Raw genomic sequence first — 23,838 nt, forward strand, 5'->3', positions numbered from 1 at the left:
CCACGTTTTCCGAGAGGGCTGAACCGCTCCCATGGCGAAGATCCTGAAGTTCGACGAGGACGCCCGTCGCGCCCTCGAGCGCGGCGTCAACAAGCTTGCCGACACGGTCAAGGTGACGATCGGCCCCAAGGGCCGCAACGTCGTCATCGACAAGAAGTTCGGCGCCCCCACCATCACCAACGACGGCGTGACCATCGCCCGTGAGGTCGAGGTCGACGACCCGTACGAGAACCTCGGCGTCCAGCTGGTGAAGGAGGTGGCGACCAAGACCAACGACGTAGCGGGTGACGGTACGACCACCGCCACCGTGCTGGCCCAGGCGCTCGTCCGCGAGGGCCTGCGGAACGTCGCCGCGGGTGCCTCCCCGGCCGCCCTGAAGAAGGGCATCGACGCCGCGGTCAAGGCCGTGTCCGAGGAGCTCCTCGCGACCGCCCGCCCGATCGACGAGAAGTCCGACATCGCCGCCGTCGCCGGTCTGTCCGCCCAGGACACGCAGGTCGGCGAGCTCATCGCCGAGGCGATGGACAAGGTCGGCAAGGACGGTGTCATCACCGTCGAGGAGTCCAACACCTTCGGTCTGGAGCTGGACTTCACCGAGGGCATGGCCTTCGACAAGGGCTACCTGTCGCCGTACTTCGTGACGGACCAGGAGCGTATGGAGGCCGTCCTCGACGACCCGTACATCCTGATCCACCAGGGCAAGATCGGCGCCATCGCCGACCTGCTGCCCCTGCTGGAGAAGGTCATCCAGTCCAACGCCTCGCGGCCGCTGCTGATCATCGCCGAGGACGTCGAGGGCGAGGCCCTGTCGACCCTGGTCGTGAACAAGATCCGCGGCACCTTCAACGCGGTCGCCGTCAAGGCCCCCGGCTTCGGCGACCGTCGCAAGGCGATGCTGCAGGACATGGCGACGCTGACCGGCGCCGAGGTCATCTCCGAGGAGGTCGGCCTCAAGCTCGACCAGGTCGGCCTGGACGTGCTCGGTTCCGCCCGCCGCGTCACCGTCACCAAGGACGACACCACGCTCGTCGACGGCGCCGGTGACTCCGGGGCCGTCCAGGGCCGCGTCGCCCAGATCAAGGCCGAGATCGAGAACACGGACTCCGACTGGGACCGCGAGAAGCTCCAGGAGCGCCTCGCGAAGCTGGCCGGCGGCGTGTGCGTGATCAAGGTCGGCGCCGCCACCGAGGTGGAGCTGAAGGAGAAGAAGCACCGTCTGGAGGACGCCATCTCCGCGACCCGCGCCGCGGTCGAGGAGGGCATCGTCTCCGGTGGTGGCTCCGCGCTCGTCCACGCCGTGAAGGTCCTCGAGGGCAACCTCGGCAAGACCGGCGACGAGGCCACGGGTGTCGCGGTCGTCCGCAAGGCCGCCGTCGAGCCGCTGCGCTGGATCGCGGAGAACGCCGGCCTGGAGGGCTACGTCATCACCTCCAAGGTCGCCGAGCTGGACAAGGGCCAGGGCTTCAACGCCGCCACCGGCGAGTACGGCGACCTGGTCAAGCAGGGCGTCATCGACCCGGTCAAGGTCACCCGCTCCGCCCTGGAGAACGCCGCCTCCATCGCCTCCCTCCTCCTCACGACCGAGACCCTGGTCGTCGAGAAGAAGGAAGAGGAGCCGGCCGACGCGGGCCACGGCGGCCACGGCCACTCCCACTGACGTACGCACGTCGGTAAGCCACAGGTGAGGCCCGGAACCCCCGCACGAGGGAGGGGTGCCGGGCCTTCCCGCGTCGCCGCCCGTCGTCTCCGGACGCTCCGGGCGCCGCCTACTTCTCCAGATCGTCGAGCGCGCCCAACTGGCCCATCAGCCCGAGCCGGTCGTACTCCCACCACCCCTCGGTGATCTTCCCGTCGGAAGCGCACCGGTGAATGATCGTCCCCGTCATCCGGACCGTCCTCCCGCTGGCCGGAATCCCGACGAAGTCCCCCTTGTGGGTCGCGTTCCAGGTCCACCGCGTGCACACGCGGTCACCCTGGGCGATCTGATCCTCCACGGTGAACTCGAAGTCGAACCCGCTCCGCCACTCCTCGACGGTCCGCCTGAACGCGTCCATCCCGATGGCGTCCGGCTCCTCGGAGGGAACGTGGTCGTGGTAGTCCTCCACGAGCAGGTCGTTGAGCGGCGGCAGTTCGCCCTTCGTGGCGATGGTCGCGAGGAACCGCCGCGCCGTCCCGGCGTACAGCTGCTCGTCCCGCACCACATCCAGATCCGTGAACGTGGGCGTCTCGTCGCACAGCGCCACCATCTCGCGGAAGATCCGGTCCGTCTCCGGCAGCCCGGAATTCCGCATCGCCTCCTCGTACGACGGAAACTCCACGATCTCCACGAAGTGCGACCCGTCCGACCGGTCCTTCCCGATCACGCTGTGCGTCGCCGTCCGCTTGCCCTTGGTCTGTTCGACCCATGTGTCCATCAGCCGGTTCATCTCATCGAACCGACTCGTCCTGCAGTCGATGAGCTGCACGAATGTCATGACGCGCCACCTCCCGGCCCCCCTGGGTCCGGTTGAACAGCTCCATTGTCCCCCGGCGCCGTCGCCCTCTCACCCTCAGGCGCCGTTCTGACCACGGCTACTGCGGCCCGTACTTCCGCCCCGTCTTCGAGCTGATCCCGCCCAGCAGACCTCGCGGCACCACCTTCACCACACTCATCAGGGCCTTGTAGCGCGGGTCGGGGATGGAGACGGCCTTGCCGCGGGAGAGGTCGGCGAGGGCGGCGGTGACGAGCTTGTCGGCGTCGAGCCACATCCAGGACGGGATGCTGTCGGTGCCCATGCCGGCCCGGTCGTGGAACTCCGTACGGACGAAGCCGGGGCAGAGGGCCATGAGGCGGACGCCGGTGCCGGCCAGGTCGCGCGCGGCACCCTGGGTGAACTGCACGACCCAGGCCTTCGACGCCCCGTACGTGCCCCGCGGCACGAAGGCCGCGACCGACGCCACGTTCACCACACCGCCGCGACCGCGCTCGCGCATGGCCTCGGTGGCCGCCGAGGTGAGGCGGAGGACCGCCTCGCAGTGGACCTTGAGCATCTTCAGCTCGTCGGCCATCGAGACGTCGAGATAGCGGCCCTTGTTGCCGAAGCCGGCGTTGTTGATCAGCAGGTCGACCGGGTTCTTGCGGTCGGCCAGCCGCCGCACCACCGCCTCGATGCCGTCGTCCGTCGCGAGGTCCGCCGTCAGCACCTCCGCCTCGATGCCGTGCCGGTCGTGCAACTCGGTCGCCTGCTCCCGCAGCCGCTTGGTGTCACGCGCCACCAGCACCAGGTTGTGCCCGTCCGCCGCCAGCCGCCGCGCGAAGGCGGCGCCGATCCCCGCGGTCGATCCCGTAATCAGAGCCGTTGTCATGGCGCAAGCGTAGTGACCGGGACTGTGCGGGTCCGTTTGCTCCACCGCACGTTCACCAGCGGCTTCGCCGGCACCTCGGTGAAGACCTGCACCGGCGTGGCACCTTCACGGGCACCTCACCACGGACCGGCCCGTCACTCCCGCGTCGCCGCGTACTTCCGCGCGATCTCCAGCACCTCCGGATGCAGCGCCTCGCTCGCCGCCAACAGCCGCGGCAGCAACCCGTGTTCGTTCATCGTGGCGCGGAAGGTGAGGGCGACGGTGATGTCGTGGTCGGGGCGGTGGACGATCTCGATCGGGTCGCCCGCGCGGATCTCGCCGGGCTGGATCACGCGCAGGTAGGCGCCGGGCGCGCCCTGGCGTGTGAAGCGCTTGACCCAGCCCCGCTCGCCCAGGTGCCGCTGGAAGTTGAGACAGGGGACGCGGCCGGTGGTGATCTCCAGGATCACCTCGGGGCCGATCCGCCAGCGTTCGCCGATGAGGGCGCCGGAGACGTCGAGGCCCACGGTGGTGAGGTTCTCGCCGAAGATTCCGCTGGGCAGGGTGCGGCCCAGTTCGCGCTCCCAGCCGTCCAGGTCCTCACGGGCGAACGCGTAGACCGCCTGGTCGTCGCCGCCGTGGTGCTTCGTGTTGCACACCGCGTCCCCGGCCACCCCGCCGGCGCCGACCCCTTTGGGCCCGGGCGCCGCCACCCGCACCGGCCCGTCCACCGGCCGCTTGTCGATGCCGGAGACCCTCTTCGACTCCTCCGGGACGTCGACGGCCTTGGGACGACCCACATTCAGCGACAGAAGCTTCATACGGGCACGGTAGGCGGACCAGGGTCAAAGCGTCCACGCGATATTCGGCACGGTGTCCAAGCTCCGCTTATGCTCAACTCCGTGATCGAGGCCCGCCATCTCCGCGTCCTGCGCGCCGTCGCCGCCACCGGCTCCTTCTCGGCGGCCGGACGCGAACTCGGCTGCACCCAGCCCGCCGTCAGCCAGCAGATGAAGGCTCTCGAATCCTCCGTCGGCACACCGCTGCTGGTCCGCACCGGCCGCGAGATGAGGCTGACACAGGCGGGCGAGGCGCTGGTACGGCACGCGTCCGGCATCCTCGCCGGGCTCACCGCGGCCGAGGAGGAGGTGGCCGCCATCGCCGGTCTGCGCGCCGGACGGGTCCGCCTGGTCTCCTTCCCCAGCGGCAGCTCCACCCTCGTCCCCACCGCCCTGGCCGCCCTGCGCGCCGCTCACCCCGGCACCCGGGTCTCCCTGGAGGAGGCCGAACCGCCACGCTCGGTCGAGATGCTCCGCGAGGGCGACTGCGACATCGCGCTCGCCTTCCGCTACGAGGGCGCGGCGGGCGCGGAGGAGGGGGAATGGGACGACCTGGTCGTACGCCCCCTGCTCACGGACCGGCTCGTCGGACTCGTGCCCGAGGGGCACCGACTGGCTCGTACGCGGTCCATCGGCATCGGGGAACTCGCCGGGGACCCCTGGATCGCCGGCTGCCCGCGCTGCCGGGGGCAGCTGGTGCGGGTCTGTGAGAGCGCGGGCTTCACGCCACGCATCGACTTCGCGACCGACGACTACCCGGCGGTGGTCGGTCTGGTGGGCGCGGGCCTCGGGGTCGCCGTCCTGCCGGAGCTGGCCATCGAGTCCGTACGCGCCAAGGGAGTGCGGATGGTCACCGTCGAGCCGGTGGTGCGCCGGGAGATCGTGGCGCTCACCTTGCCGGATTTGGCTCAGGTGCCCACGGTCGCGGCGACGCTGGACCGGCTGGCGGGAGCGGCCGCGCGGTAACGCCGCAACGGTGCCGGTAGAGCCGCACGGTCCGGGGCCGGGATCTTGCAGAAACGTTCCTTCAGGTGTTCGAACCGGCGTCGCCCCCCGGCGGGGACGCGGACGCCGTCACGAGTCGGTGGCGTGCCCTGCCCATGAGCTCCTCGCGCTCGTCCTCGGTCAGCCCGCCCCACACGCCGTACGGCTCGCGCACCGCGAGGGCGTGGGCCGCGCACTGCGCGCGGACCGGGCATCTCATGCAGACCTCTTTGGCCGAGTTCTCACGAGCGCTCCGTGCCGCACCGCGTTCTCCTTCGGGGTGGAAGAAGAGTGAGCTGTCGACCCCGCGGCAGGCCGCGAGGAGCTGCCAGTCCCACAGATCAGCGTTCGGTCCGGGAAGGCGGGAGAAATCTGCCATTTCGTGTCCCCTTGTTGCCGTTCTGGGCGGAGATGTTGCCCATGACCGTACATCCACTATCTAAGGAGATGAAAATATGACTCATTGCGAATCTAGCCTCAGACGCCAATAAATGGGAAGAAAAACGTCTGAATGGGGCATAGGTTGTGGTGAAACATTGAGGGTCCGTTGTGCATGTCTGCACCGTGTGCGCGCCCTCACGTAGAGTGCCGAAGGTGCCCAGCCATCCCGTAACTCTTTCGAGTGACCGTCGTTGAGACGGGCGGAGGCGGTTGAGAGAACAAGCGCTCGGGCAGGCGTTCGTGTCCGCTCGTGAGTGTCGACCGCACAGGTGACGATTTCGTACCAGCCTGGAGGCTCAAGGTGACGCGCATCAGCTGCGGAGGGCGGCCATGACATCCGTCCTCGTCTGCGACGACTCCCCGCTTGCCCGAGAGGCGCTGCGCCGCGCGGTGGCGACCGTGCCCGGCGTCGAGCGCGTGACCACGGCGGCCAACGGCGAGGAAGTCCTCCGCCGCTGGGGGGCCGACCGCTCGGATCTGATTCTGATGGACGTACGCATGCCCGGTCTGGGCGGCGTCGAGACTGTACGGCGGCTGCTGTCCGCCGACCCCGGGGCGCGCATCATCATGCTCACCGTCGCCGAGGACCTGGACGGCGTGGCCCTCGCGGTCGCGGCCGGCGCGCGGGGCTATCTGCACAAGGACGCCTCCCGCGCGGAGCTGCGCGCCACGGTGACGCAGGCCCTCGCCGACCCGACGTGGCGGCTCGCCCCGCGCCGGCTGCGCTCCGCCGAGATGGGTGCCGCGCCGACGCTCACCGCGCGTGAGATCCAGGTCCTGGAGGGCATGAGCCACGGTCGCTCCAACGCCGAGATCGGTCGCGAGCTGTTCCTCTCCGAGGACACGGTCAAGACCCACGCCCGGCGCCTGTTCAAAAAGCTCGGCGCCTCGGACCGCGCGCACGCGGTGGCGCTCGGCTTCCGCTGGGGCCTGGTTCGCTAGTGAGCCGCGACGGGGGTTCGGGAATCCCCGCCTGCCGCGAGGCGGGCGGGGGCGCATACCGCGAGGTCAGCGGGGTCGCGCGGGTGCCCGCTGCTCGTTTCGCCGCGGATGCCGCATCCTTGAGGTGTGGAGTTCCTCGGGGAGCAGTCGAACGAGCGGGAGGGGAGGGCGCAGGAGATGAGTTCCGGCGCACCTGCTCATAACGCTTCGGTGCACAACCACGGACGTGGCGCCACGGACCGGACGGCCGCAAGGCACCATGGACCGATGCGCGACGACGAGACGACAGTGATCGGTGCGCTCGTGCATCGCGCGGTCGACGGGGACGAGCAGGCCACGCACGATCTGCTCGCCCATGTCCACCCCTTGGCGCTGCGCTACTGCCGCACCCGTCTGTCCCGGCTTCCGGGTGACGCGCGGCACTTCGTGGAGGACCTGGCGCAGGAGGTCTGCGTCGCCGTTCTCCTCGCGCTGCCGCGCTACAAAGACACCGGACGGCCGTTCGAGGCGTTCGTCTTCGCCATCGCCGGCCACAAGGTCGCCGACCTCCAGCGTGCCGCGATGCGCCACCCCGGGTCGACGGCCGTCCCCTCGGACGAGATGCCGGAGCGCCCCGACGACTCACTGGGTCCCGAGGAGCGCGCCCTGCTCAGCAGCGACGCCGAGTGGGCCAAGAAGCTCCTGGCCAACCTCCCCGAGAACCAGCGGGAGCTGCTGCTGCTGCGGATCGCGGTGGGGCTCACGGCCGAGGAGACCGGACAGATGCTGGGGATGTCACCGGGCGCGGTCCGGGTGGCCCAGCACCGGGCGCTGAGCAGACTCCGGGCGCTGGCGGAGCAGTAGCCGTACGGGCTCTCAGGTACCCCGCATGAACACGCGGGGTGCGTTTTCCGTACGAACATACGAAGCCCGGTATCACTTCGTACCGTGGAATGTGTGCCCCACGCTTCCCGTTAGCATGGACATCCGCACCGATCAAGGCCATTTGGGGAAGGTGTCATGACTGCCAACGTCGACGGAGTGCCCGACAAATTCGCGAGGCTCGGGCTGACCTACGACGACGTGCTGCTGCTGCCGGGCTCGTCGGACATGGCGCCCGACGAGATCGACACCGCCTCGTACGTCTCCAAGAACGTGCGGGTGAACATCCCGCTCCTCTCGGCCGCGATGGACAAGGTCACCGAGTCCCGGATGGCCATCGCCATGGCCCGCCAGGGCGGCGTCGGCGTGTTGCACCGCAACCTGTCCATCGAGGACCAGGCCAACCAGGTCGACCTGGTGAAGCGCTCCGAGTCCGGCATGGTCGCCGACCCGATCACCGTGCACCCGGACGCCACGCTCGGCGAGGCCGACGCGCTGTGCGCCAAGTTCCGCATCAGCGGTGTGCCCGTCACCGACGGCAACAAGAAGCTGCTCGGCATCGTCACCAATCGCGACATGGCCTTCGAGTCCGACCGCACGCGCCAGGTCCGCGAGGTCATGACGCCGATGCCGCTGGTCACCGGCAAGGTGGGCATCTCCGGCGTCGAGGCCATGGAGCTGCTGCGCAAGCACAAGATCGAGAAGCTTCCGCTGGTCGACGACTCGGGCATCCTCAAGGGCCTGATCACGGTCAAGGACTTCGTGAAGGCCGAGAAGTACCCGAACGCGGCCAAGGACGGCGAGGGCCGCCTCCTCGTCGGCGCGGCCGTCGGTGTCGCCGGTGACGCCTTCGAGCGCGCCCAGGCCCTCATCGAGGTCGGCGTCGACTTCATCGTCGTCGACACCGCCCACGGCCACTCCCGCCTGGTCGGCGACATGGTCGCCAAGATCAAGTCGAACTCCTCGGGCGTCGACGTCATCGGCGGCAACATCGCCACGCGCGACGGTGCCCAGGCCCTGATCGACGCCGGCGTGGACGGCATCAAGGTCGGCGTCGGCCCCGGCTCCATCTGTACGACCCGGGTCGTCGCCGGCATCGGCGTCCCGCAGGTCACCGCCATCTACGAGGCCTCGCTCGCCGCCAAGGAAGCCGGTATCCCGGTCATCGGCGACGGTGGCCTGCAGTACTCCGGCGACATCGCCAAAGCCCTGGTCGCGGGCGCCGACACGGTGATGCTGGGCTCGCTGCTCGCGGGCTGCGCCGAGTCGCCGGGCGAGCTGCTGTTCATCAACGGCAAGCAGTTCAAGTCCTACCGCGGCATGGGCTCGCTGGGGGCGATGCAGTCGCGCGGCGACCGCAAGTCGTTCTCCAAGGACCGCTACTTCCAGGAGGGCGTGGCCTCCGACGAGCAGCTCGTCCCCGAGGGGATCGAGGGCCAGGTGCCCTACCGCGGCCCGCTCTCCTCGGTCGTCCACCAGCTGGTCGGAGGCCTGCGCCAGTCGATGTTCTACGTCGGCGGCCGGACCGTCCCGGACCTCCAGGCCAACGGCCGCTTCGTACGGATCACCTCCGCGGGCCTCAAGGAGAGCCACCCGCACGACATCCAGATGACGGTCGAGGCGCCGAACTACAGCCGTAAGTAGGCAGCGGGCCTTGCCACGCTGCGGCCAGGGCGGCCCCGGTGCATCCGGGGCCGCCCTCGTCGTGCCCGTCGGCGATACTGGAAGACGCTGAACGCATCAGGGAAAGGCCACACACGTGACTGAGATCGAGATCGGGCGCGGCAAGCGCGGCCGCCGGGCGTACGCCTTCGACGACATCGCCGTCGTCCCCAGCCGCCGTACGCGCGACCCGAAGGAGGTCTCGATCGCCTGGCAGATCGACGCCTACCGCTTCGAGCTGCCCTTTTTGGCCGCCCCCATGGACTCGGTCGTCTCCCCGGCCACCGCGATCCGCATCGGCGAGCTGGGCGGCCTCGGTGTCCTGAACCTCGAAGGCCTGTGGACGCGGTACGAGGACCCGCAGCCGCTGCTCGACGAGGTCACCGGCCTGCCCGACGAGGCCGCGACCCGCCGGCTCCAGGAAATCTACGCGGCTCCCATCAAGGAGGAGCTGATCGGGCAGCGCATCAAGGAGGTGCGCGACTCCGGTGTGGTCACCGCCGCCGCGCTCTCCCCGCAGCGCACGGCCCAGTTCTCCAAGGCCGTCGTGGACGCGGGCGTCGACATCTTCGTCATCCGCGGTACGACCGTGTCGGCGGAGCACGTCTCCGGTTCGCACGAGCCGCTGAACCTGAAGCAGTTCATCTACGAGCTGGACGTCCCGGTGATCGTGGGCGGCTGCGCCACCTACACGGCCGCCCTGCACCTGATGCGTACCGGCGCGGCCGGCGTCCTCGTCGGCTTCGGCGGCGGCGCGGCCCACACCACGCGCAACGTGCTGGGCATCCGGGTCCCGATGGCCACGGCGGTGGCCGACGTGGCCGCGGCCCGCCGGGACTACATGGACGAGTCCGGGGGCCGGTACGCGCACGTCATCGCGGATGGCGGTGTCGGCTGGTCCGGCGACATCCCGAAGGCGATCGCCTGCGGCGCGGACGCGGTGATGATGGGCTCCCCGCTGGCCCGCGCCACGGACGCGCCCGGCAAGGGAAACCACTGGGGCATGGAGGCGGTGAACGAGGAACTGCCGCGCGGCAAGAAGGTCGACCTCGGGACTGTGGGGACGATCGAGGAGGTGCTGACCGGGCCGTCGCACACTCCTGACGGCTCCATGAACCTCTTCGGTGCGCTGCGGCGGGCGATGGCCACGACCGGGTACAGCGAGCTGAAGGAGTTCCAGCGCGTCGAGGTGACGGTGGCGGACTCGCAGCACATGCGGTGAGGTGACGCCGCGCTCGGCTTGAGCGTGGGCCGGGGCTCGGTTGCCTGAGGGCGACCGGGCCCTTTTGTGTGCCCAAGTGGGGTGGTGGGGGCGTGAGTTGTGGGGTGGGGGCGCGTGGTGGTGTCGGGGACGAATGTGGGCCGAATGGGCGTAGCCGGGCGATAACGTTCGTGTCCGGCGCCCCAGTTCGGCTGGGAGCCCCCTTCCAAGGACCTGGTCCGGACCCCGCCCTCGGGGCCCGGCCCGATTCCAACGGACCGTCTACCGGGTCAATGGGCGGTGTCGTGGAAGGGGGCGCCCATGGGACGTCACCGCAAGCCCACCCGCTGGGACCGAGTCCGTCTTCGGATGGTGAAGTGCCGGAGGAGGTGGATTTTGCGGCTTTTCGGATGGTGAGCGGCCGCCCCCAAGCCAAATAGGGGCGGACACTCCGTGAACCATCCAGGAGCCTGCCGCAGTGACCGCTGCGGTGGGCTCCACCTGTTTCCGTACGGTACCGGGGTGGGGCGGTGTCTGCCACCAGCCCCGGAGGCGGGGGCCGCGTCGTGCGCCCCCTCTCACAACCTGTGCGCCGCCCCCGTAGGCGTAGCCCCTCGCGTGTCCAGCAGGAGTTGCGCCTTCACCGACAGGCCCTGGAGGTCGTAGGTGCGGTGCTGCTGGAGGAGGATCGTCAGGTCGGCGTCGGCGGTGGCCTCGTAGAGGGAGTCGGCGCGGGGGATGGGGCGGTCGAGGACGCTCCAGGTGGGGATATGGGGGTCGTGGTAGCTGACGTGGGCGCCGAGTTCGATGAGGCGGCGGGCGATCTCGTCGGCGGGGGTGCCCTGTTGGTCGGGGACGTCGGGCTTGTAGGTGATGCCGAGGAGGAGGACGCGGGCGCCTCGGGCCGACTTGCCGTGCTCGTTGAGGAGGGTGGCGGCGCGCTGGACGACGTACTGGGGCATGCGGTTGTTGACGCGCTGGGCCAGCTCGACCATGCGGAGCGAGCGGGGGGCGTGGCCCGACAGGTCCTGGGGGAGGGCGTGGCCGCCGACGCCGGGGCCGGGGCGGAAGGCCTGGAAGCCGAAGGGTTTCGTCTCGGCGCAGCGGATGACGTCCCACAGGTCGACGCCGAGGTCGTTGCAGAGGGCGGCCATCTCGTTGACGAGGGCGATGTTGACATGGCGGTAGTTGGTCTCCAGGAGGTGGACCGTCTCCGCCTCGCGCAGACCACGCGCGCGTACCACCTTGTCGGTGAGGCGGCCGTAGAAGGCGGCCGCTGACTCCGTGCAGGCGGAGGTCAGGCCGCCGATCACCTTCGGGGTGTTGGCGGGGCCGAAGTCGCGGTTGCCCGGGTCGACGCGGGCGGGGGAGTAGGCGAGGTGGAAGTCGCGGCCCGCGCGCAGGCCGGAGCTCTCTTCGAGGAGGGGGCGGAGGAGTTCCTCCGTCGTGCCCGGGGGGACCGGGGACTCCAGGATGACCGTGGTGTGCGGGCGCAGGCGGGTGGCCAGGGTACGGGCGGCCTCCTCGACCTGGGTGAGGTCGAGCGAGCCGTCGGCGCCCGGTGAGGTGGGGGCGCAGATGACCGCCGTACGGACGCGGCCGAGTTCGGCGGGGCTGGTGGTGGGCTTGAAGCCGCGGGCGAGCATGCGGCGCAGTTCGCCGGGGGTGAGGGAGCCGGAGTCGGGGCCGGTGCGGTAACCGAGCGTGGCGATGCCGGCGGCGACGGCGGCTTGGGCCAGCGGCAGCCCCAACTGGCCGAGTCCGATGACGGCGAGATCTGCGGGCATGGCGTGGGCCGTCCTTCCCAATAACCGAAGCGGGACAGGCGCGCAAGCCCTGTGGACTGGATGAGCGAGCGCAATGTCACACTAGGAGTAAATATGACCGATATACGGGATTGGGGAATTGTTTTTCTGTGCGCGTCCTGCGGAGTTATCCACAGGCTGGGGGCTGGTGGTGGCCGAAGTCGGGCAACACGGTCAGAATTTTGGGCAGGGGGATGTGAGCCGGGTCTTGCCTGACGGGCATGGACAGGTGAGGCCGACGCGACCAACAGCGGGAGGCAGCGGTGAGGACAGCGGCACTGGGACCGGCGCAGCGCGCCGAGTCACTGGCGGGTATGGCCGAGCGCGAGCTGGATGTGCTGGTCGTGGGTGGTGGAGTGGTCGGTGCGGGCACGGCCCTGGACGCCGTGACACGCGGCCTGTCCACGGGCCTGGTCGAAGCACGTGACTGGGCGTCCGGCACCTCCAGCCGGTCCAGCAAACTGATCCACGGCGGTCTGCGTTATCTGGAGATGCTCGACTTCGCCCTCGTGCGCGAGGCATTGAAGGAGCGAGGGCTGCTGCTGGAGCGCCTGGCCCCCCATCTGGTGAAGCCCGTGCCGTTCCTTTATCCCTTGCAGCACAAGGGCTGGGAGCGGTGGTACGCGGGCTCGGGCGTCGCGTTGTACGACGGTATGTCGATGGCGCGCGGGCACGGCCGGGGGCTGCCGCTTCATCGTCATCTGACCCGCCACCACGCCCTGCGCATCGCGCCCTGTCTGAAGAAGGACGCGCTGGTCGGGGCGCTGCAGTACTACGACGCCCAGATGGACGACGCCCGCTATGTGGCGACGATGGTGCGCACGGCCGCGTCGTACGGGGCGAAGGTCGCCAACCGCGCGCGTGTGACGGGGTTTCTGCGTGAGGGCGAACGGGTGGTCGGCGCCAAGGTTCAGGACGTCGAGGGTGGCGGGGAGTACGAGATACGCGCTCGGCAGGTCGTGAACGCCACCGGGGTGTGGACCGATGACACCCAGGCGATGGTGGGTGAGCGGGGACAGTTCCACGTACGGGCGTCCAAAGGCATCCATCTGGTCGTACCGAAGGACCGGATCCACTCCACGACCGGGCTGATCCTGCGGACCGAGAAGTCCGTGCTGTTCGTGATCCCCTGGGGGCGGCACTGGATCGTGGGGACGACGGACACCGGCTGGGACCTCGACAAGGCGCATCCGGCGGCGTCCAGCGCGGACATCGACTATCTGTTGGAGCATGTGAACTCGGTGCTGGCGGTGCCGCTGACCAGGGATGACGTGCAGGGCGTCTATGCCGGGCTGCGGCCGTTGCTCGCGGGGGAGTCGGACGCCACGAGCCAGCTCTCGCGGGAGCACATCGTCGCGCATCCGGTGCCGGGGCTGGTTGTGGTGGCCGGCGGCAAGTACACGACCTATCGGGTCATGGCCAAGGACGCGGTGGACGCCGCCGTGCACGGGCTCGACCAGCGGGTCGCGGAGTGTGTCACCGAGGATGTGCCGCTGCTGGGGGCGGAGGGGTATCGGGCGTTGTGGAACGCGCGGGCGCGGATCGCGGCGAGTACCGGGCTGCATGTGGTGCGGGTGGAGCATCTGTTGAACCGGTACGGGTCGGCGGCCGAGGAGGTGCTCGATCTGATCGCGGCCGATCCGTCGATGGGGGAGCCGTTGCAGGCCGCGGACGACTATCTGCGGGCCGAGGTGGTGTACGCGGCCTCGCACGAGGGGGCGCGGCATCTCGATGATGTGCTGACGCGGCGGACGCGGATCTCTATCGAGACGTTCGACCGGGGGACGCGGAGTGCGCGGGAGGCGGCGGAGTTGATGGCTCCGGTGCTCGGGTGGGACAAGGACCAGATCGAGCGGGAGGTTCAGCACTATGAGAAGAGGGTGGAGGCCGAGCGGGAGTCGCAGCGGCAGCCGGATGACTTGACGGCGGATGCGGCTCGGTTGGGGGCGCCGGACATCGTGCCGTTGTAGCCGTCTCGCCCCCGCCGCCCCTACCCTTCCCGTTCCTGAGGGCTGCGCGCCCAGACCCCCGCTCTCGCCCTTCGGGCTCGTCCTCAAACGCCGGACGGGCTGAACGGAAGCCTGGGTCGGCATCAAGTGTGGGTCCGCCCAGGGGGATTGATGGGGGGATCGATGTCGGGCCCTGGTTGTGAAGTGTGGGTGCGGTGAGGGGCTTGGAGCTGGGGTGGCTGGTTGAGGGGGGCCCAGGGCGTGGGGCGGTTGGCGGGTGGGTGACAATGGAGCCTCTGTCAGGGCGGGTTGTATGAGGGGACGCATGTCGGAGGCGGAGCGGGCTGGGGAATCCCGTCAGGACAAGGACGCACGTCTCCTCGCCGGGCGGTACCGGCTGGGAGGGGTGCTCGGTCGCGGCGGCATGGGCACGGTGTGGCGTGCCGAGGACGAGACGTTGGGCCGTACGGTCGCCGTCAAGGAGCTGAGGTTCCCGTCGAGCATCGACGCGGACGAGAAGCGGCGGCTGATCACGCGCACGTTGCGCGAGGCCAAGGCGATCGCGCGGATCCGTAACAACGCCGCGGTGACGGTGTTCGATGTCGTGCACGAGGACGACCGGCCGTGGATCGTGATGGAACTCGTCGAGGGCAAGTCGCTCGCCGAGGTCATCCGTGAGGACGGGGTGCTCGAACCGAGGCGGGCCGCCGAGGTGGGGCTCGCGATCCTCGACGTGCTGCGGGCCGCGCACCGCGAGGGCATCCTGCACCGGGACGTGAAGCCGTCGAACGTGCTCATCGACAAGCACGACGGCCGGGTCGTCCTCACCGACTTCGGTATCGCACAGGTCGAGGGAGACCCCTCCATCACCTCGACCGGCATGCTCGTGGGCGCGCCCTCGTACATCTCGCCGGAGCGGGCGCGCGGCCACAAGCCCGGGCCCGCGGCCGACCTGTGGTCGCTCGGCGGTCTGCTCTACGCGGCGGTCGAGGGGGTGCCGCCCTACGACAAGGGGTCGGCCATAGCGACGCTGACCGCGGTGATGACCGAACCGGTGCCGGAGCCGAAGCGCGCCGGGACCCTGAAGGACGTCATCTTCGGTCTGCTGACCAAGGACCCCGAGCGGCGGCTCGACGACGTCGGTGCGCGGGCGATGCTCAACACGGTGATCCACGCGCCCGACCCGAAGGACGTCGAGCCGGTGGACGCGACGCGGGTCGTGCCGTTGCCGCCCGTGCCCGAGGAGCGCCCGAAGAAGGGCGGTTCCGGCGGAGCCGGGGCCAAGGAGGGCGGCGGCGAGCGGCCGCGTGCGCCTCGGTGGTCCATGCGGAAGGGCGCGGCCGGGGCGGGGGCCGGAGCTGCGGCCGCCGGTACCGGTGCCGCTGTCGCGCGGGGGGCGTCCGGTGGGACCTCGGGGGGTGCTTCCGGTGGTACCTCCGGCGGGGCGCTCGGTGCGGCTTCCAGCGGGGCTGGGGGCGGCGCGAAGTCTCCGGCCGCGTCTCCGGCGGCTGTGATGACGACGCGGTCCGCTTCCGTCGGGGTGGCGTCGGGTGCCGATGCCGCCAAGGCCGGCGGAGGCTCGGCGCAGGCTGCGGGCAAGTCGGAGTCCGGGGTGCCCGGGCCGCGTGGCGCCGGTGTGGGCGCGGGCGCCGGCGCCGGGAACTCCGTTTCGGCGGGGCGGACTTCCGGGTGGCCCGAGGTGCCCCCGCCGGATCTGCCGCCGCGGCCGGTGCCCCGGGCGCCGATCACGGATGTGGTGTCGCGGCGGACGCTGGCCGTCATCGCGGTGGCCGTGGTGCTGGCCGTCCTCGGGACCGTCCTGGCGCTCACCCTCGGTGGCGACGACGGCAGTTCGAACGACAGCAAGGGCCCCGACACCAAGGCTGCCGCGTCCAGCGGGTCGACGTCGGGGAGCGACGCCGACAGCAAGGACGCGGACGCCGACAGCAAGGACGCGGACAAGGGGTCCGACCCCAGTCCGGACGGTGACACGACGGAGAAGGCCGACGGTTCGAGCGGGTCCGGTGGCAGTTCGCCGAGCCCTTCGGGCGGGTCGAACGGGTCGGTGAGCGGTGACGGCTCCGGCGGCTCGAAGGACACCGCGACCGAGACGTACAAGAGCGGTCAGGGTTTCTCTATCGGGCTGCCCGACGGGTGGAAGTACCAGTCCACGGACGCCGCGGGGGCCCGGTTCTCCGGCCCCGACGGTCAGCGGCTGCTCGTCGGGTGGACGACCACGCCGAAGAACGACCCCGTCGCGGACTGGAAGAACCAAGAGCGGTACATGACGCGCTCGCAGTACAAGCGGATTCGAATAGAGGCGGTGGACTACCGGGGCTGGAACGCGGCCGACTGGGAGTTCACCTATGTGGAGAGCGGAACGAAGAACCGGTCGATCGACCGCGGATTCGTCGTCGACTCCCAGCAGGGATACGCGCTGATGTACACCGCGAAGGCGTCGGAGTGGAGCGGTGAGCTGCGCAAGAACACGTGGCAGACGTTCACGAAGACATTCAAGCCGAAGTCGTGAGGCGCCGGGTGCCCCACCCGTGACGGTGTGCGCAGGAGCGCGCGTGGGTGGGGTGTTGTGCGCCGGTGCGTTTGAGGCTGTGGCTGTGCGCGGTTTCGTGCTTCAGCTCGGGGTGCCGTACGGGGGCGTGAGGGGGCGCGGCCCGGGGTGAGCTCTCTCGATGTGAGCTCGGCTTCGGGAGTTCTGCCCGCCGGGTGAGTTCAGGGACGGGTCCTCCGGGGAAGATCGAGAGCGTTCGAACACATTCGAGACGAACGAGATATCGCATCGAGTCAATGTGAGTTGCATCCGGCACGTATCGTGAAGGGCTGCGGACCGTACGCATCCAGAACGGAACGGGACGCAAGGCGAGCGGAATTGAGCAACCGGGCAGCCGGGGGAGGGCATCGTGGACGAATACGCGGGGCGAGTACTCGCCGACCGCTATCGCCTGCCGCTGCCGCCCTCCGACGAATACGAACTCGCCGCCGAGATTCGGGCCTTCGACACCTACAGCGGACAGGAAGTCCTGGTACGGCAGGTGCCGTTGCCCGAGGTCGTCGAGGCGGAGATGCTCGACGCGGATGGGTTGCCCGACGGTTATGTGGCGCGGGACGGCGGGGGGCGCCGGGGTGCGGCGCGGACCACGCGCCGGTCCACGGACCCGGCCGTACGGCGGGCCATCGAGGCCGCGCAGGCCGCCGCGCAGATCCCCGACCACCCTCGGCTCGACCAGGTCTTCGACGTGTTCGCCGAGGGCGGCTCGTTGTGGATAGTGAGCGAACTGGTGTCCGCGCGGCCCCTCGCCGCGCTGCTCGCGGAGCAGCCGCTGACCCCGTACCGGGCGGCCGAGGTCGCCTCCGACGTGCTCACCGCGTTGCGGGCGTTGCACGCCCACGGCTGGGTCCACCGGAACATCACCGCCCGCACGGTACTGGTCTGCGACGACGGCCGGGTGATGCTGACCGGGCTGGCGGTCGGGGCGGCGGAAGAGGCGTTGTGCGGGTACGACCCGGTGCCCGCGCGGGAGTTCGAGGACAGGCCGCCCGGGGCACCCGGCGGCGGCGCGGGAGCGCCTGCCGTGGGGCCCGTCGGGGGGCAGGGTTCGCGTCGGGATCCGGTGCCGCCCGGTGGCGTTCCGGGGGCGCGCGGGGCGTCGGCGCCCGGGGGTGCCCTGCCCGGGGGCACCGGCGGTGGCACGTTCGGCGGTGCCCGTAGCGGTGGGCCCGGTGGTGCGGTCGAGGACCCCGAAGCCGCTCGGCGGGCCGCGATAGAGGCGCGGGCGGGAAGCGCGGCGGCGCCGGGCACGAATCCCTCCGGGGGGCAGCGCGCGCTGGAGGCCGGCGGGGACGCCCGGGCGGCGCGGGCGGGTGCGATCGCCGCGTATCGGGCGGGTGCGCGGGCCGCGGCCCGTGTGCAGGACGACGAACGGGGCGGGCCGGGTGCGGGGTTGCCCGCGCAGCGGCCGGCGCCGCAGGACGGTACGGCGGCGGGGGCGGGGCGGGACGGCGACCCGGCTTCCGGCGCGGGGACGAGGCCGGTGCCGCTCGGCCAGATCGCCGACCCCTACGGGGTCCTCGCGAACGGGGGCGCCACGAGTGCCTGGCACGGCGCGCTGCCGCGCGGCGGGACGGGCACGCCCGGCGGCAACGGCCAGGGGAACGCGGCGCCCGGTAACTCCTCGCCGTACGTCGGCGGTCCACTCGGTGGTGCGTCCGGCGTCGGCGGTCGGCGCGACGACACCTTCGACGGCGGTGAGACCGGCACGCACCCCACACCGGGGCACGGCTCGCGTCCCGACGCCGGGTACGGCAACCCGGCGTACGACACCGGTACTCGCGACAACCCGGCGTATGACACAGGTACTCGCGACAACCCGGCGTATGACACAGGTACTCGCGACAACCCGGCGTACGGCGTCGGCGCGTACGCCGCCCCCGTGCAGGACACGGCTGACCCGCACCCCACCGGTGTCACGGATGCGGCCCCCTGGGACGGCGTCGGTGGTGGGGCCGCTCCTCGGCGGGGGCCCACGACCGCGCTCGCCGCCGAGCGGGCGCGGCAGGCGCGGATGGCCGTGGTGGGGCCGGTCACGGAGCGGTGGGCACCGGAGCAGGCCGGGCCGGTGCACGAGAACTGGCAGCTGGCGGCGCCGATCGGGCCGTCGACGGACCTGTGGGCGCTCGGGGCGCTGCTGTTCCGGGCCGTGCAGGGGCACGCGCCCTACCCGGAGGAGAACACCGCCGAGCTGGTGCAGATGGTGTGCGCGGAGCCGCCCGCGTTCGCCGAGGAGTGCGGCCCGCTGCGGCCGGTGGTGGAGTCGCTGCTGCGTCAGGACCCCACCGAGCGGCTGGACTTCGAGGAGCTGCGCGGCTGGCTGCGCTCCCTGGTGCGGTCGGCGCCCGAGCCCGAGGCCGGTACGCATGTCGTGCCGACGCCGCCCGTAAACGCGAGCCGGCTGCCGATCGTACGGCGGCGGGGCGAGCTGGTCCGCAGGCGCCGGGCCGGGCTGCCCGCGACCAGCGCGCACGCCCGCCACAAGCGCACCCGGCAGGGGAGGCAGCCGCAGCCCCGCAAGCTGGGCCGGAACCTGCTCCTGCTGATCCTGCTCGCGTTGGTGGCGGCGGTCACGTACGCCATGGTGTTCATGCCGAAGGCCGGGCCGAGCAGCGAGGGCAGCGACACGGGCAGCCGTACGGACAGTGTCGGGCAGCCGAGTTCGGCGCCGGAGGCGAGCAGTGAGTCCCGGCCCGGCCAGAACTCGAACTCGCCCGACGGTGGCGAGGGGCAGAGCGGGGCGAGTCCGTCGCCGTCGGAGTCGTCCGGGTCGACGCAGACGCAGGCCGGCGACCCCGAGGTCGCCCAGGGGTTCACCCTGCGCAAGGACCCCGAGGGGTTCGAGGTCGCCGTCGCCGGCGGGTGGGACCGCAGCGCCGAGAACGGGCGCGGTCAGATCGTGTACTCCCAGGGCGACTTCGAGCTGATCCTCGTTCCCGGGCGGGACAGCGCGCAGACGTACGGCAGTGATCCGCTGAAGTACCAGCGGGAGGACGAGCGCGAGTTGCAGCCGTTCCGTGACTCGTCCTGGGCCACGTCCACCGGGATGCGGTTGATCGAGGTGGGCGGGGTGACCTCGGCCGAGGGGCAGTTCACCTGGCAGGACTCCGAGGGGCGCGGCGTCTTCGTACGGAATCTCGCGATCCTCCTCGACGGGCGGTACCACGTGCTGCAGTTGCGCGGGCCGGAGGCGGAGCGGGACGAGGTGACGCGGCTGTACGAGCAGGCGGCGGACACGTATCGGGCGACCGGTTAGCAGCTGTTCGGATGACCGGCTGAGCGATGCGGATGACTGCCTGAGCGATGCGGATGGTCGGCTGAGCGATTTGGATGGTCGGATGGGGCCTTTATCGGCCCGGCGGCGGAAGGTTGTGCTCCGTTCGCGGAAGCGAGAACCGTCACAGTGCGGTCTCTGTGCGGCCCGGCCGGTTCCCCGGGTTGCCGGCCGCTCCCTAATCTGACCCTGTCAAGAACATTGCGGGGCAACGTGAATCAGATGCAGGGGCTGCTCCTCGCGGGGCGTTACCGGCTTGTCGACACGATCGGCAGCGGTGGCATGGGACGGGTCTGGCGTGCGCACGACGAGGTGCTGCACCGGGCCGTCGCGGTCAAGGAGTTGACGGCCGCGCTCTACGTCTCGGAGAACGAGCAGACCATCTTGCTGCGGCGGACCCGGGCGGAGGCGCGCGCGGCGGCTCGGATCAACCACTCGGCCGTCGTCACCGTGCACGACGTGCTGGAGCACGACAACCGGCCGTGGATCGTCATGGAGTTGGTCGAGGGCGTCTCGCTGGCCGACGCGGTCAGGGAGCGGGGGCGTGTCGAGGCGCGTGAGGCGGCGCGGATCGGGATGTGGGTGTTGCGCGCGCTCCGGGCCGCCCACCAGGCCGGCGTACTGCACCGCGATGTGAAGCCGGGCAACGTGCTGCTCGCCGAGGACGGCCGGGTCATGCTGACCGACTTCGGCATCGCGCAGGTCGAGGGCGACACGACCATCACTCGGACCGGCGAGATCGTCGGTTCCGTCGACTACATAGCCCCCGAGCGGGTGCGCGGGCACGAGCCCGGGCCCGCCTCCGACCTGTGGTCGCTGGGCGCCACGCTGTACACGGCGGTGGAGGGCAAGTCGCCGTTCCGGCGCACCACACCGCTCACCACGATGCAGGCCGTGGTGAGCGAGGAGGCCGCCGAACCCGTGGACGCGGGGCCGCTGGGGCCCGTCATCACCGCGCTGCTGTGCAAGGATCCGGCCGTACGGCCCGGTCCCGACGCGGCCGAGCAGATGCTCGCCGAGGCGGCGGAGGGGCGGCGGCCGCGGGTGGCGCAGGCGTATGTGCCGTCCGAGCAGCAGCCGGGGGGCGCTGGGGGCGGTGCGGGCGGTGTGGCCGGCCCGGGTGGTGCCGGTGGTGCGAGTGGTGCGGGTGGTGGGGGCGCGCGTGGCGCAGAGGGCGTGCACGGTGCGCCTGGTGCGTACGAGGGCGGCGCGCAGGTGCCGGGGCACCCCACTGCGGCCTCGACCGGGGGCCACGTGTCCGCCGCCGGTGGCTTCGGCACCCCGGTCGCCCCGATGGCCACCGCCTATCAGCCCGCCCCCGCCGTTCCCGCCGCGTCCACAGTCAAGCGGCGCGGCCGCCGGCGTCGTACGGTCGCGCTCGTCCTCCTGCTGGCCGTGCTGATCGGCGGTGGTGGTGCCGTCGCGATGCACTACGCGGAGGGGTGGCGTGCGGGGAGCGGCTCCGCCGCAGCCGGAGCCGATGGGGCGGACGAGGCGGAGGACGGGGATCAGTCGGCCGGCGGGGTGCCCGAGGGGTGGGAGCGGGTCGAGGACCCGGAGGGTTTCAGCCTTGCCCTGCCCAAGGGGTGGAAGCGGCAGGTGGAGGGGACGCAGATCGATTACACGCCTGACAAGGGTGAGCACTTCCTCCGGGTCGCCGTGGACGACTCGCCGGACTTCGACAGCCCGCTCCACCACCAGATCGACCTGGAGGAGCAGGTGAAGGTGCGGCCCGAGTACCGGCGGGTGAGCCTGGAGGAGAACATCTACCGCGACCGGCCCGGCGCGCTGTGGGACTTCACCTGGACCGCGCCGGCGAAGGACACGGAGTTCCCCGGGCCGCGCCGGGCGATCGAGCAGATGTATCTCTCCCGGGACGGCGTCGAGTACACGATCTACATGTCCTCGCCCGCGGCGGACTGGGAGACGGCGGAGGAGCAGTTCTACGCGGTGCTGCGCAGCTGGCGGCCGCCGGCGCAGTGAGGGCGGGGGTGCCGCGGCTCGAACGCGAGGGCCCACGCCGTCCCACGCCGTCCCACGCACGGCGCTCGCGAGGCGCTCGCGAGGCGCGCGTACGTCGCTTGTCGGCCAGGCCTTCACGCGGCACCGGAGGGTTCCGGTCCGGTGCGGCATGATGGGGCGTATGGGGACCGAGGGGGAAAACGTCCGTGTCATAGCGGGTCGTTACCGGCTGGAGGCCAGGATCGGCCGCGGCGGTATGGGGATTGTGTGGCGTGCCACCGACCAGCTCCTCGGTCGACAGGTCGCGGTCAAGGAGCTCGCCCTCGACGACTCGCTCCCGGAGGAACGCTCCCGGCAGCGGCGTGAGCGCACCCTGCGGGAGGCGCGGGCGGTCGCCCGGCTCGGGCACCCGCACATCATCGTCGTGCACGACGTCGTCGAGCAGGACGAACGCCCGTACATCGTCATGGAGTTGATCGACGGCGGCTCGCTCGCGGAGCGGATCGCGGCCCAGGGGCCGGTCGACGCGCGGGAGGCCGCGCGGATCGGGATCGATCTGCTGGGCGCGCTGCGGCGGGCGCACGACGCCGGGGTGCTGCACCGCGACCTCAAGCCCGCCAACGTCCTGATGGAGACCGGCACCGACCGGGTCGTCCTCACCGACTTCGGCATCGCCCAGGTCGCCGGCGCGACCACGCTCACCGAGAGCGGGTCCTTCGTCGGCTCGCCCGAGTACACCGCGCCGGAGCGGATGTCCGGGGTCCGCACCGGGCCGGAGTCCGACCTGTGGTCGCTGGGCGCGCTGCTGTGTGCCGTGCTCAGCGGGGAATCGCCGTTCCGGCGGGACTCGTTGGGCGGGATCCTGCACGCGGTCGTCTTCGACGAGATCCGGCCGCCCGCGCAGGCCGCGCCGCTGCTCCCCGTCGTACGCGGACTGCTGGAACGTGATCCGGACCGGCGGCTCGACGCGGCGGAGGCGGAGCGGCTGCTGCGGACCTTCCGGGAGACCGGCCGGACACCGAGGACGACGAAGAGCGCGAGGACGTCGACCGGTTACACGCCGACCCGGCGGGACGTGCCGCGCCTGGGCCGGGACGCGCACCGTACGGCCCCTGCGGGGGCCGCCGCCCAGGACGCACCGGCGGCCGGGCCGGCGGGGCAGCCCGGGCTCGGCCCGGCGGCGGCCCTGCGGGAGCAGCCCGCGCAGGAGCGGCAGCCGCACTCCACCCGGAGCGTGCTGGTCGCGGCCGCGCTGGTGGCGGCGATGGCCGGGGCGGGCGTCTCCGCGGCGGCGCTGCTGATGCGGGACGGGAGCGACGGGGGCGGCACGCCGAGCAGTTCGGCACCGCAGACACCGGGCGCGTCGAGTACGGCGGGCCAGTCGGGCCAGTCGGGCCAGTCGGGCCAGTCGGGTACGTCGAGTACGCCGAGTTCTTCGGACGGGGCCGGAACCTCCGGTGCCACGCCGGCCGACGCCACGCCCACCGTGACGCGCTCACGGGCGGCCACCGCGCCCACCGTGCCCTCGGGGTACCGGCTCGCCGAGGACGACCGCGGCTTCAGTCTCGCCGTGCCGGACGACTTCACGCGGGAGCCGCAGGGGGAGCGGGTCTTCTTCATGTCGCCGGGGCAGGTGATCCGGATCGGCATCAAGGTCGACGACCCGGAGGAGGGCGGGCCGGTCGGGGTGATGCGGCGCGCCCACGAGAAGGGACCCTCCACGAACCCCGGCTACCGCGACGGCCGGGTCACCGGGACCACGCACGACGGGCGGCCCGCCGCGCTCTGGGAGTTCACCTGGGACGGCTTCAGCGCGGCGGAGGGGCCCCGGCACACGTACGACCTGTGCTGGGAACAGGACGGGCGGCTGTACGACGTGTGGGTGTCGGCGCCGGTCGGGAAGGTGAGCGAGGCGAAAGAGTACTTCGACGTGGCGGTGGACACCTTCAGACGCGGCTAGTCCACGCCTTCGTACGTAACCAAAGAGGAGATAAGTGGCGTTCCGCGTCACGGGTCTGTGACCGGAAA

At 71.2% G+C, this 23,838-nt stretch carries 16 protein-coding genes; 11 read left to right on the forward strand and 5 right to left on the reverse strand.

Going from position 1 to position 23,838, the window contains the following annotated elements; translation table 11 throughout:
* The first annotated feature begins 31 nt into the window (after positions 1–31).
* Positions 32–1,657, forward strand: a complete 1,626-nt coding sequence (gene groL / locus ACFU53_RS20915; protein ID WP_037694236.1) for a chaperonin GroEL — start codon at positions 32–34, stop codon at positions 1,655–1,657.
* 109 nt (positions 1,658–1,766) lie between these two features.
* On the opposite strand, the gene ACFU53_RS20920 is transcribed toward groL, so the two are convergent.
* The 3 genes from ACFU53_RS20920 to ACFU53_RS20930 form a co-directional block, all read right to left on the reverse strand.
* Positions 1,767–2,474: an ester cyclase gene (locus tag ACFU53_RS20920; protein WP_383994300.1), complete on the reverse strand. Its 708-nt coding sequence runs from the start codon at positions 2,472–2,474 to the stop codon at positions 1,767–1,769.
* Between the two features lie 97 nt (positions 2,475–2,571).
* On the reverse strand, positions 2,572–3,345 hold the full coding sequence (locus ACFU53_RS20925) for an SDR family NAD(P)-dependent oxidoreductase (protein WP_383994303.1): 774 nt from the start codon (positions 3,343–3,345) through the stop codon (positions 2,572–2,574).
* 134 nt (positions 3,346–3,479) lie between these two features.
* Entirely contained in the window at positions 3,480–4,145 is a 666-nt protein-coding gene (locus tag ACFU53_RS20930; protein ID WP_383994305.1) for an MOSC domain-containing protein, read from the reverse strand.
* A gap of 81 nt (positions 4,146–4,226) precedes the next feature.
* Here ACFU53_RS20930 and ACFU53_RS20935 point away from each other — a divergent pair, with 81 nt between their 5' ends.
* A complete protein-coding gene (locus ACFU53_RS20935) occupies positions 4,227–5,129 on the forward strand; it encodes a LysR family transcriptional regulator (RefSeq protein ID WP_383994349.1) in 903 nt (300 codons plus the stop codon).
* A gap of 61 nt (positions 5,130–5,190) precedes the next feature.
* Here the strand turns inward: ACFU53_RS20935 and ACFU53_RS20940 are convergent, their stop codons facing one another.
* The gene (locus tag ACFU53_RS20940) at positions 5,191–5,526 is read right to left on the reverse strand and encodes a WhiB family transcriptional regulator (RefSeq protein WP_383994308.1); all 336 of its coding nucleotides are present in this window, start codon (positions 5,524–5,526) and stop codon (positions 5,191–5,193) included.
* A 392-nt stretch (positions 5,527–5,918) separates the two neighbouring features.
* Here ACFU53_RS20940 and ACFU53_RS20945 point away from each other — a divergent pair, with 392 nt between their 5' ends.
* The 4 genes from ACFU53_RS20945 to ACFU53_RS20960 all read left to right on the forward strand — a co-directional run bounded on the left by ACFU53_RS20945 (position 5,919) and on the right by ACFU53_RS20960 (position 10,275).
* Positions 5,919–6,530: a response regulator transcription factor gene (locus ACFU53_RS20945; protein ID WP_003948568.1), complete on the forward strand. Its 612-nt coding sequence runs from the start codon at positions 5,919–5,921 to the stop codon at positions 6,528–6,530.
* Positions 6,531–6,797: 267 nt separating this feature from the next.
* A complete protein-coding gene (locus tag ACFU53_RS20950; RefSeq protein WP_005481141.1) occupies positions 6,798–7,373 on the forward strand; it encodes a sigma-70 family RNA polymerase sigma factor in 576 nt (191 codons plus the stop codon).
* A gap of 156 nt (positions 7,374–7,529) precedes the next feature.
* On the forward strand, positions 7,530–9,035 hold the full coding sequence (gene guaB, locus ACFU53_RS20955) for an IMP dehydrogenase (protein ID WP_383994312.1): 1,506 nt from the start codon (positions 7,530–7,532) through the stop codon (positions 9,033–9,035).
* Between the two features lie 115 nt (positions 9,036–9,150).
* A complete protein-coding gene (locus tag ACFU53_RS20960; RefSeq protein WP_383994316.1) occupies positions 9,151–10,275 on the forward strand; it encodes a GuaB3 family IMP dehydrogenase-related protein in 1,125 nt (374 codons plus the stop codon).
* Between the two features lie 557 nt (positions 10,276–10,832).
* Here ACFU53_RS20960 and ACFU53_RS20965 read toward each other — a convergent pair.
* Positions 10,833–12,041, reverse strand: a complete 1,209-nt coding sequence (locus tag ACFU53_RS20965) for a nucleotide sugar dehydrogenase (RefSeq protein ID WP_383994319.1) — start codon at positions 12,039–12,041, stop codon at positions 10,833–10,835.
* Between the two features lie 281 nt (positions 12,042–12,322).
* On the opposite strand from ACFU53_RS20965, the gene ACFU53_RS20970 reads away from it, so the two are divergent.
* The 5 genes from ACFU53_RS20970 (at position 12,323) to ACFU53_RS20990 (ending at position 23,770) form a co-directional block, all read left to right on the forward strand.
* On the forward strand, positions 12,323–14,029 hold the full coding sequence (locus ACFU53_RS20970) for a glycerol-3-phosphate dehydrogenase/oxidase (RefSeq protein WP_383994322.1): 1,707 nt from the start codon (positions 12,323–12,325) through the stop codon (positions 14,027–14,029).
* A gap of 304 nt (positions 14,030–14,333) precedes the next feature.
* Positions 14,334–16,538, forward strand: coding sequence for a serine/threonine-protein kinase (locus ACFU53_RS20975; RefSeq protein ID WP_383994325.1), 2,205 nt, complete (start codon positions 14,334–14,336; stop codon positions 16,536–16,538).
* Positions 16,539–16,926: 388 nt separating this feature from the next.
* A complete protein-coding gene (locus tag ACFU53_RS20980) occupies positions 16,927–19,830 on the forward strand; it encodes a protein kinase (RefSeq protein WP_383994328.1) in 2,904 nt (967 codons plus the stop codon).
* A 240-nt stretch (positions 19,831–20,070) separates the two neighbouring features.
* Positions 20,071–21,831: a serine/threonine-protein kinase gene (locus ACFU53_RS20985; RefSeq protein ID WP_383994352.1), complete on the forward strand. Its 1,761-nt coding sequence runs from the start codon at positions 20,071–20,073 to the stop codon at positions 21,829–21,831.
* 160 nt (positions 21,832–21,991) lie between these two features.
* Positions 21,992–23,770, forward strand: coding sequence for a serine/threonine-protein kinase (locus tag ACFU53_RS20990; protein ID WP_383994331.1), 1,779 nt, complete (start codon positions 21,992–21,994; stop codon positions 23,768–23,770).
* Positions 23,771–23,838 lie beyond the last annotated feature (68 nt).

This window comes from Streptomyces sp. NPDC057474, from assembly GCF_042802555.1.
Classification (GTDB): domain Bacteria; phylum Actinomycetota; class Actinomycetes; order Streptomycetales; family Streptomycetaceae; genus Streptomyces.

Coding starts and splice junctions, on each gene's coding strand:
- ACFU53_RS20990 (WP_383994331.1), top strand. CDS start 21,992: ATGGGGACCGAGGGGGAAAACGTCCGTGTCATAGCGGGTCGTTACCGG.
- ACFU53_RS20930 (WP_383994305.1), bottom strand. CDS start 4,145: ATGAAGCTTCTGTCGCTGAATGTGGGTCGTCCCAAGGCCGTCGACGTC.
- ACFU53_RS20965 (WP_383994319.1), bottom strand. CDS start 12,041: ATGCCCGCAGATCTCGCCGTCATCGGACTCGGCCAGTTGGGGCTGCCG.
- ACFU53_RS20950 (WP_005481141.1), top strand. CDS start 6,798: ATGCGCGACGACGAGACGACAGTGATCGGTGCGCTCGTGCATCGCGCG.
- ACFU53_RS20925 (WP_383994303.1), bottom strand. CDS start 3,345: ATGACAACGGCTCTGATTACGGGATCGACCGCGGGGATCGGCGCCGCC.
- ACFU53_RS20920 (WP_383994300.1), bottom strand. CDS start 2,474: ATGACATTCGTGCAGCTCATCGACTGCAGGACGAGTCGGTTCGATGAG.
- guaB (WP_383994312.1), top strand. CDS start 7,530: ATGACTGCCAACGTCGACGGAGTGCCCGACAAATTCGCGAGGCTCGGG.
- ACFU53_RS20940 (WP_383994308.1), bottom strand. CDS start 5,526: ATGGCAGATTTCTCCCGCCTTCCCGGACCGAACGCTGATCTGTGGGAC.
- ACFU53_RS20945 (WP_003948568.1), top strand. CDS start 5,919: ATGACATCCGTCCTCGTCTGCGACGACTCCCCGCTTGCCCGAGAGGCG.
- ACFU53_RS20985 (WP_383994352.1), top strand. CDS start 20,071: ATGCAGGGGCTGCTCCTCGCGGGGCGTTACCGGCTTGTCGACACGATC.
- groL (WP_037694236.1), top strand. CDS start 32: ATGGCGAAGATCCTGAAGTTCGACGAGGACGCCCGTCGCGCCCTCGAG.
- ACFU53_RS20975 (WP_383994325.1), top strand. CDS start 14,334: ATGTCGGAGGCGGAGCGGGCTGGGGAATCCCGTCAGGACAAGGACGCA.